This window comes from Streptomyces albus subsp. chlorinus (genome assembly GCF_013302895.1).
In the GTDB taxonomy this organism is placed as follows: domain Bacteria; phylum Actinomycetota; class Actinomycetes; order Streptomycetales; family Streptomycetaceae; genus Streptomyces; species Streptomyces chlorinus.
Map to the genome: position 1 here is coordinate 1,062,088 of NZ_VJOK01000001.1, position 9,176 is coordinate 1,071,263.

Genomic DNA, 9,176 nt, shown 5'->3' on the forward strand with positions numbered 1-9,176 from the left:
CCGGGGCCGCCACCGGGCCACGCTAGTCGCCCTCCCCGCGCAGCCGTGCCCGTACCCGCTCCGCGACATCCGCGTAGCGGGCCTCCGCGCCGTAGCGGGTGGGCTCGTAGTAGCGCTTGCCGTGCACCGCGTCCGGCGCGTACTGCTGGGCGGCGATCCCGCCCGGCATGTCGTGCGGGTACTGGTACCCCTTGCCGTGCCCCAGTTTCTGCGCGCCCTTGTAGTGGCTGTCCCCGCAGATGGGAGGGGACCGGCCCCGCATGACCGGCCCGCACGTCCGCGAGGGCGGCGTCGATGGCGAGGTAGGCCGCGTTGGACTTGGGCGCCAGCGCGAGCGCGACGGTGGCCTGGCTGAGGGTGATCCGCGCCTCCGGGAAGCCGATCATGGCGACGGCCTGGGCGGCGGCCACCGCCGTCTGGAGCGCCGTGGGGTCGGCCAGACCGATGTCCTCGCTCGCCGAGATCATCAGTCGCCGCGCGATGAACCGCGGGTCCTCCCCCGCCTCGATCATCCGTGCCAGATAGTGCAGGGCGGCGTCCACGTCGGAGCCCCGGATCGACTTGATGAGGGCGCTGGCCACGTCGTAGTGCTGGTCCCCGTCGCGGTCGTACTTGACGGCCGCGCGGTTGACGGCCTCCTCGACGGTGTCCAGGGACACCGTCGACTCGCCCTTGGCCAGGGCCGCGCCCGCCGCCGCCTCCAGCGCGGTGAGGGCACGCCGGGCGTCGCCGCCGGCGATGCGCAGCAGATGGGCCTCGGAGTCCTCCGGCAGGGTCACCTGACCGCCGAGGCCGCGCTCGTCGGCGACCGCGCGGCGCAGCAGCCCGCGCAGGTCCTCGTCAGTGAGCGGCTCCAGCGTCAGCAGCAGGGAGCGGGACAGCAGCGGGGAGATCACCGAGAAGTACGGGTTCTCCGTGGTGGCCGCGATCAGGGTGACCCAGCGGTTCTCCACGGCGGGCAGCAGCGAGTCCTGCTGCGCCTTGCTGAAGCGGTGGATCTCGTCCAGGAACAGGACGGTCTCCTTGCCGTACGCGCCGGAGGAGCGGCGGGCGCCGTCGATGACGGCGCGCACCTCCTTGACCCCGGCGGTGATCGCGGACAGTTCGACGAACCGCTTGTCGGTGGCCTGGCTGACGACGTACGCGAGGGTCGTCTTGCCGGTGCCGGGCGGCCCCCACAGCATCACGGAGGAGGAGCCGGCCGGACCGCCGCCGCCCTCCCCCACCAGGCGGCGCAACGGCGAGCCGGGACGCAGCAGGTGCTGCTGCCCCACGACCTCGTCCAGGGTGCGCGGACGCATCCGGACGGCGAGCGGGCTGGCGGACGGGTCCTTGGCCTGGCGGTCCTCTGCTGCTGCGGTGAAAAGATCGGGCTCCACGCCCGAAACCCTAAGTCAGGCCACCGACAAACGCCCCGCCCGCGCGGTGGATCCCGGCCACGGAACCGGCTGCGGGACGGGAGCCGGGCATCAGCTCGTCCAGAAGTCCCACCAGCGCGTGAGGATCAGGATGCCGATGACTCCCAGGTGCAGCACCGGCAGCACCCAGGGGAACTCGTCGGCGAAGCCGCGCACCGCCGCGGGCGCGGGCAGGAATCCGCTGCGGACGTTGTGCGCGGTCACGTACCAGAACATGACGAGGGTCGCCACCCAGGCCAGGCAGCACCACAGGCACAGGTTGCCGATGACGTACAGCGACTGGTACTGGAGCCAGGTGACGAAACCGGCGCCGAACAGGCAGCCCGCGTTGAACGTCAGCCAGTACCAGCGCGGGAAGGCGACACGGGTGAGCAGGCTCACCCCCACGCAGATGACGATGCCGTAGGCGACCAGCCCGATCATGGGGTTGGGGGCGCCGAAGGCGGACGCCTGGTCGCTCTCCATGATGTTGCCGCAGGAGACGACGGGGTTGATGCTGCACGCCGGCTTGAAGTTCTTGTCCTCGAGGAGCTTGAACTTGTCGAGCGTGATCACCCAGGACGCGAGCAGTCCGGCGGCGCCCATGACGATCAGCATCCAGCCGAACGCCCGGCTCGCGCCGACGGCACCCCCCTTCGGTGTGTCCGCAGCCACGTGCGCCTCGCCAGGGGGTGCCGTCGTCGTCATAGCCCTCTTCGTCCCGTCATCGATCCACGGCCGGTACGGGGCTCATTCTGCCCCAACCGGCGATGCCGTCCGCCTCAACCGGCAATGCCGTCACCGCAGCCTGGTCCGCACTTCGGCCACCACCCGATCGAGTGCGACCGGCGTCTGCTCGCCGCTGGCCAGGTCCTTGAGCTGGGCCACGCCCTCGGCCAGATCGCGCTCCCCGAGCAGCAGCGCGAAGCGGGCCCCGGAGCGGTTGGCCGACTTCATGGCGTTCTTCATGCCCTTGCCACCGTAGGCGAGATCGGCGGCGACGCCCTCCCGGCGCAGCCGGGTGACCAGGTGGAAGAGCCGGCGCCTGGCCTCCTCGCCGATCGGTACGGCGAACAGCTCGGTGGGCGCGGGCAGTTCCAGCCCGACCCCCTCGGCCTCCAGCGCCAGCACCGTGCGGTCCACGCCCAGCGCCCAGCCGACGGACGGGAGGGCGGGCCCGCCGATCATCTCGGAGAGCCCGTCGTACCGGCCGCCGCCGCCGATGGCCGACTGCGAGCCGAGGCCGTCGTGAACGAACTCGAAAGTGGTACGCGTGTAGTAGTCGAGGCCGCGCACCAGCCTCGGATCGTCCTCGAAGGGGACGCCCGCCTCGCTCAGCAGGGCGCGCACCTCCTCGTGGAAGGACTTGCACTCCTCGCACAGGTGGTCGCGCATCATCGGCGCGCCGGCCAACTGCCGCTGGACGCTCTCGCGTTTGTCGTCCAGCACGCGCAGCGGGTTGATCTCGATGCGCGCGCGGGTGTCCTCGTCCAGGTCGAGCCCGCGCAGGAAGTCCTGGAGCGCCGCGCGGTAGCCGGGCCGGCAGGTGCGGTCCCCCAGGGAGTTGAGCAGCAGGCGGAAGCCGCGCAGCCCCAGCGACCGGTAGGCGTCGTACGCCAGCACGATCAGCTCGGCGTCCAGCGTGGGGTCCTCGGTGCCCAGCGCCTCGGCGCCGACCTGCGAGAAGTGGCGGTACCGCCCCTTCTGCGGACGCTCGTAGCGGTAGTACGAACCCGAATACCACAGCTTCACCGGCAGGTTGCCCGCCTTGTGCAGGTTGGCCTCCAGCGCGGCGCGCAGCACGGAGGCGGTGCCCTCGGGGCGCAGCGCCAGCTCGTCGCCGCCCTTGGTGATGAGGGTGTACATCTCCTTGGTCACGATGTCGGTGGACTCACCGACGCCGCGCGCGAACAGCTCGACGTTCTCGAAGCCGGGCGTCTCCACGTACCCGTAGCCGGACCTGCGCAGCGGGGCCGCGATGGCCTCGCGCACCGCGAGGTACCTCGCGGAGTCGGGCGGCAGCAGGTCGTAGGTGCCCTTGGGGGCCTTGAAAGTGCTCACTCGCTTCTCGTCACAATCCTCGTCGCGGGGCGGCGCCGCCTGCGCCGCCGCCTGGCCCGGCCGCCGCCACCTGCCGCAGGAAGGGGTTGGTGGCGCGCTCCTGGCCGATCGTCGTCTGGGGGCCGTGCCCGGCCAGCACCACGGTCTCGTCCTCCAGCGGCAGGCATACACGCGCCAGCGAGCTGAGGATCTCCTCCGGGTCGCCTCCGGGCAGGTCGGTGCGTCCGATGGAGCCGGCGAACAGCAGGTCGCCCGAGAAGAGGACCGGCGGTACGTCGGCCTGTTCGGGCATCCGGAAGGTCACCGACCCCTTGGTATGGCCGGGGGCGTGCGCGACGCCGAACTCGAGACCCGCCAGGTTGAGCGTGCTGCCGTCGGACAGCTCGTGCACGTCGTCCGGTTCGCCCACGGTCAGCTCGCCCATCAGGGGCTGCCCGATGCTCATGCCCATCGCCTTCTCCGGGTCGCTCATCATGTAGCGGTCGGCCGGGTGGATCCAGGCGGGTACGTCGTGGGCGCCGCAGACGGGGACCACCGAGGCGACATGGTCGATGTGGCCGTGCGTGAGGATCACCGCGACCGGCTTGAGCCGGTGCTTGGCGACGGCCTCCTCGACCCCCGGTGCGGCCTGGTGGCCCGGGTCGATGATCACGCACTCCTCACCGGCGGCGGGGGCGACCAGATAACAGTTGGTCCCCCAGGCCCCGGCGGGGAACCCGGCTACGAGCACGATCGTCCTTCATTCGTCCGACAGCGGCTGAGTGGCGAAGCGGCCGAGCAGGCTGTTCGCCGGTCAGGCAGCCCTCAGCCTACCGGCGCGGGTCCACGCGGGGCGAACCCGTAAGCGGGGCGTATACCGTACGTGAGGCCCCGCAGGTGCGACGCCTCGAAGGAGACGAGACCGTGGTCAGCAGTGAGCAGCGCAGGAAGCAGCTCGCCCGGGAGAAGTACGAGCGGTATCTACAGCGGCAGGCGGCGGCCCGCCGCCGGGCCCGGATACGCAACGCGGCGATAGCCCTCGGGGTGGTGCTCGTCCTCGCCGCCGGCGGGGCGTACGCGGCCTCGGGCGGACTGAACGGCGACAAGGGGAAGAAGGACCGCGCGGACAGCGCCGAGACGCCCTCGGCCCCGCCCACCAGCAAGGCGCCGGACCCCTGCGAGAAGCCCGCCAAGGGCAAGCCGAACGGCAAGCGGTGGAAGAAGGAGCCGGCCATGACAGTCGACAAGTCGGCTTCGTACACCATGGAGCTGGAGACCACCTGCGGGGACATCGACATCGAGATGGACCCGGCCAAGGCACCGCACACGGTCAACTCCTTCGCCTTCCTGGCCCGGGAGAAGTACTTCGACCACACCCCGTGCCACCGCATGACCGCCCTCCCCGAGCCGCAGCCGCTCAACGTGCTGCAGTGCGGCGACCCGACGGGCAGCGGCAGCGGCGGCCCCGGCTACAAGCTCGACGACGAGAACCTCAAGGGCGCCACCTACCCGGCCGGCACCGTCGCGATGGCCAACAGCGGCCCGGACACCGCGGGCAGCCAGTTCTTCCTCGTCTACAAGGACAGCAAGCTGCCGCCCCAGTACACGCCGTTCGGCAAGGTCTCCGACGCCGGCATGAAGGTGCTGAAGAAGATCGCCGGAGCCGGTGTGGGCTCCCCGCAGGGGGACGGCCCGCCGAACGCCACCGTGGTGATCGACAAGGCAACGGTCCGCAAGTCCTGACCGCCCCGGCCTCCGGCCGTGCGGACACCCCCGGCCGGAGGCCGCAGGAGTGCCCCGGCCGTCGCCGCGCTGCCCACCTCCCCGGCCGGGCATTTCGCCTCCCGCCGGATGCGGACAGCACGGGCGCCGGTCGCCTATGTTGGCTGTGACGAGAACCGTGGACGATGCCGGGGGGCCGCACCGCCCCTCTGGGGCATCTTGTGGAGGAGGCGCTGTGAGCAGCGACCCGTGGGGCCGCGTCGATGACGCGGGGACTGTGTACGTGCGTACGGCCGAGGGCGAGAAGGTCGCCGGGTCGTGGCAGGCGGGCTCACCCGACGAGGCCCTCGCCTACTTCAAGCGCAAGTACGACGGTCTGGTCGTGGAGATCGACCTGCTTGAGCGCCGGGTGAACACCACCGACCTGCCGGCCAAGGACGCCGAGAACGCGATCGGGCACCTGCGCGAGCAGATCGACGCGCACCACGCCGTGGGCGACCTGGACGCACTGCGGAAACGACTCGACGGCCTGACCGAGACGGTGGAGAAGCGCCGCGAGGAGCGCAGGGCCCGCAAGGCCCGGCAGTCCGAGGAGGCGCGGCAGCGCAAGGAGGAACTGGTCGCCGAGGCCGAGCAGCTGGCGCGGAGCGACCAGTGGCGGGCGGCCGGTGAGCGGCTGCGGGCCCTGGTGGACATCTGGAAGGGCCTGCCGCGGCTCGACCGCAAGAGCGACGACGAGCTGTGGCATCGCTTCTCGCACGCCCGCTCGGCGTTCTCCAAGCGCCGCAAGGCGCACTTCGCGCAGCTCGACGCGCAGCGCGAGGAGGCGCGGCAGCGCAAGGAGAAGCTGGTCGCCGAGGCCGAGGCGCTCTCCGACTCGCGGGACTGGGGCCCCACCGCGGCCAGGTACCGCGAACTGATGCAGGAGTGGAAGGCCGCCGGCCGCGCGCAGCGGGAGCACGAGGAGGACCTGTGGGCCCGGTTCCGGGGCGCGCAGGACGTCTTCTTCCAGGCCCGTGCCGAGGTGTTCGCCGAGCGCGACAGCGAGCAGCGGGAGAACCTCGCGCGCAAGGAGGAACTGGCCGCCGAGGCGGAGAAGCTGCTGCCCGTCACCGATCTGAAGGCCGCCCGGAGCGCCTTCCGCGCCCTCAACGAGCGCTGGGACGCGATCGGTCACGTCCCGCGGGACGCCCGGCCCAGGGTCGAGGGCCGGATGCACGCCGTCGAGCGGGCCATCCAGGAGGCCGAGGAGGCCGAGTGGCGCCGCACCAACCCGGAGGCACGCGCCCGTGCCACCGGGCTGGCGGGTCAGCTCCAGGACGCGGTGGACAAGCTCCGCGCCCAGATCGACCAGGCGCGCGCCGCGGGGAACGCCGCCAAGGCGGCCAAGCTGGAGCGGGAGCTGGAGGGGCGCCAGGCCCTGCTGGACCAGGCGCTGAAGGGGCTCCAGGAGTTCGGCGGCTAGCCGTGCCGGGCGGGGCGGCGGAACGCCGCGGCTGAGGCCGTCACCGATTCCGCCCCGCCCTCGTGGTCGCGTACCGCTGCGGCGGACTCCGCGGCCGGGGGCTTCTCCCCCGGTCCCCGGCCTCCGCCGCGCAGGCGGCCCCTATGTCGGCCGCCGCGCCGACGTCACCCGGTAAACGTCGTAGACGCCCTCGACGCCGCGCACCGCCTTCAGCACGTGTCCGAGGTGCTTGGGGTCGCCCATCTCGAAGGTGAAGCGGGAGATGGCCACCCGGTCGCGGGACGTCTGGACGGCCGCGGACAGGATGTTGACGTGCTGGTCGGACAGCACGCGGGTGACGTCCGACAGCAGGCGGGACCGGTCCAGGGCTTCCACCTGGATGGCGACCAGGAAGACGGAGGACTGGGTCGGCGCCCACTCGACGTCGAGGATCCGCTGCGGCTCCCGGGTGAGGGAGTCCACGTTGACGCAGTCGGTGCGGTGGACCGAGACGCCGTTGCCGCGGGTGACGAACCCGATGATGGGGTCGCCCGGCACCGGCGTGCAGCAGCGGGCCAGCTTGACCCACACGTCGGAGCCCGCGCCCTTGACGACCACGCCCGGGTCCGCCGGGGACCGGCGCCGGGAGGTGCGCGCCGGCATCGGCGGTGCGGTCTCGGCGATGTCCTCCTTGGCCTCGTCCTCGCCGCCGAGTGCCTGCACCAGCTTGTGGCAGACGCTCTGCGCGGAGACGTGGCCCTCCCCGATCGCCGCGTACAGCGCGGAGATGTCCGGGTAGCGCATCTCGTGCGCGAGGGTGACCAGCGAGTCGCCGGTCAGGATGCGCTGGATGGGCAGGTTCTGCTTGCGCATCGCCCGCGCTATGGCGTCCTTGCCCTGCTCGATGGCCTCGTCCCGCCGCTCGCGCGTGAACCAGGCGCGGATCTTGTTGCGGGCGCGCGGCGACTTGACGAAGCCCAGCCAGTCCCGCGAGGGGCCGGCGCCGGGCGCCTTGGAGGTGAAGACCTCGACGGTGTCGCCGTTGTCGAGGGTCGACTCCAGCGGGACGAGCCGGCCGTTGACGCGGGCACCGATGGTGCGGTGGCCGACCTCGGTGTGCACCGCGTAGGCGAAGTCCACCGGCGTGGCACCGGCGGGCAGCGCTATGACATCGCCCTTCGGCGTGAAGACGAAGGTCTCGTTGCGCGAGAGGTCGAAGCGCAACGACTCCAGGAACTCGCCGGGGTCCTCGGTCTCCTTCTGCCAGTCGAGCAGCTGGCGCAGCCACGACATGTCGTTGATCGTGTCGTCGCCGGCCCCGCCCTTGCCGCCGCTCCTGGGCACGTCCGTGCGGACCTTGGAGGCGCCCGCGACGGCCTGCTGCTTGTACTTCCAGTGCGCCGCGATGCCGTACTCGGCGCGGCGGTGCATGTCGAAGGTGCGGATCTGGAGTTCGACGGGCTTGCCGCCGGGCCCGATGACCGTCGTGTGCAGCGACTGGTACATGTTGAACTTGGGCATCGCGATGTAGTCCTTGAACCGCCCGGGAACCGGGTTCCAGCGGGCGTGGACGGTGCCCAGCGCGGCGTAGCAGTCGCGCACGGTGTCCACCAGGACGCGGATGCCCACCAGGTCGTAGATCTCCGCGAAGTCCCGGCCGCGGACGATCATCTTCTGGTAGACGCTGTAGTAGTGCTTGGGCCGCCCGGTGACGGTGGCCTTGATGCGGGCGGCGCGCAGATCGGCCTGCACCTCGTCGGTGACCAGCGCCAGGTACTCGTCCCGCTTCGGCGCCCGCTCCGCGACCAGCCGGACGATCTCGTCGTACATCTTCGGGTAGAGGATCGCGAAGGCGAGATCCTCCAGCTCCCACTTGATGGTGTTCATGCCCAGCCGGTGGGCGAGCGGGGCGAAGATCTCCAGCGTCTCGCGGGCCTTCTGCTCCTGCTTGGAGCGCTTGAGGTAGCGCATGGTGCGCATGTTGTGCAGCCGGTCGGCCAGCTTGATGACCAGGACGCGGGGGTCCTTGGCCATGGCGACGACCATCTTGCGCACCGTCTCGGCCTGCGCCGCCTCACCGAACTTGACCTTGTCCAGCTTGGTGACGCCGTCCACGAGGAGCGCGACCTGGTCGCCGAAGTCGCGGCGCAGGGTGTCGAGGCCGTACTCGGTGTCCTCCACCGTGTCGTGCAGCAGCCCCGCCATCAGCGTGGCCGGGTCCATGCCCAGCTCGGCGAGGATGGTGGTGACCGCGAGCGGGTGGGTGATGTACGGGTCGCCGCTCTTGCGCTTCTGGCCCCGGTGCCAGCGCTCGGCGACCTGGTAGGCCCGCTCGATCTGGCGGAGCGTCGAGGACTCGATCTTCGGATCGTTGCTGCGCACTATCCGCAGCAGCGGCTCCAGCACCGGATTGAACGGACTGGAACGCTGCACGCCGAGCCGCGCCAGACGGGCCCGTACGCGGTTGGAGGAGCCGGACCGGCCCGAGACCCCGGAGACGTTGCGCGCGGGCGCCACACGCTCCCTGGCGCCGTTCTCGGCACCCTTCCCGCCCCGGCCCGTCGCGCTCGGGG

At 71.5% G+C, this 9,176-nt stretch carries 6 protein-coding genes and 1 pseudogene; 2 read left to right on the forward strand and 5 right to left on the reverse strand.

Features of this window, described 5'->3' with window-relative positions; all coding sequences use genetic code 11:
* Positions 1–22: 22 nt before the first annotated feature.
* The 4 genes and pseudogenes from FM076_RS04895 to FM076_RS04910 all read right to left on the reverse strand — a co-directional run bounded on the left by FM076_RS04895 (position 23) and on the right by FM076_RS04910 (position 4,188).
* Positions 23–1,379: pseudogene (locus FM076_RS04895) on the reverse strand (replication-associated recombination protein A).
* A gap of 90 nt (positions 1,380–1,469) precedes the next feature.
* Positions 1,470–2,105 carry a vitamin K epoxide reductase family protein gene (locus FM076_RS04900; protein ID WP_173868699.1) on the reverse strand — a complete coding sequence of 212 codons (636 nt, stop codon included), beginning with the start codon at positions 2,103–2,105 and terminating at the stop codon, positions 1,470–1,472.
* 90 nt (positions 2,106–2,195) lie between these two features.
* A complete protein-coding gene (gene hisS / locus FM076_RS04905) occupies positions 2,196–3,458 on the reverse strand; it encodes a histidine--tRNA ligase (RefSeq protein ID WP_173868700.1) in 1,263 nt (420 codons plus the stop codon).
* 10 nt (positions 3,459–3,468) lie between these two features.
* Complete coding sequence (locus FM076_RS04910) at positions 3,469–4,188, reverse strand: MBL fold metallo-hydrolase (RefSeq protein ID WP_173868701.1); 720 nt, start codon at positions 4,186–4,188, stop codon at positions 3,469–3,471.
* A gap of 173 nt (positions 4,189–4,361) precedes the next feature.
* Here FM076_RS04910 and FM076_RS04915 point away from each other — a divergent pair, with 173 nt between their 5' ends.
* Both FM076_RS04915 and FM076_RS04920 read left to right on the forward strand, forming a co-directional pair.
* Positions 4,362–5,180 (forward strand): peptidylprolyl isomerase, encoded by an 819-nt coding sequence (locus FM076_RS04915; protein ID WP_173868702.1) that lies wholly within the window; start codon positions 4,362–4,364, stop codon positions 5,178–5,180.
* A 214-nt stretch (positions 5,181–5,394) separates the two neighbouring features.
* A complete protein-coding gene (locus tag FM076_RS04920; protein ID WP_173868703.1) occupies positions 5,395–6,624 on the forward strand; it encodes a DUF349 domain-containing protein in 1,230 nt (409 codons plus the stop codon).
* 141 nt (positions 6,625–6,765) lie between these two features.
* Here FM076_RS04920 and FM076_RS04925 read toward each other — a convergent pair.
* The coding region (locus FM076_RS04925; protein WP_243274305.1) for a RelA/SpoT family protein at positions 6,766–9,176 on the reverse strand (2,411 nt) is incomplete at its 5' end.

Coding starts and splice junctions, on each gene's coding strand:
- FM076_RS04900 (WP_173868699.1), bottom strand. CDS start 2,105: ATGACGACGACGGCACCCCCTGGCGAGGCGCACGTGGCTGCGGACACA.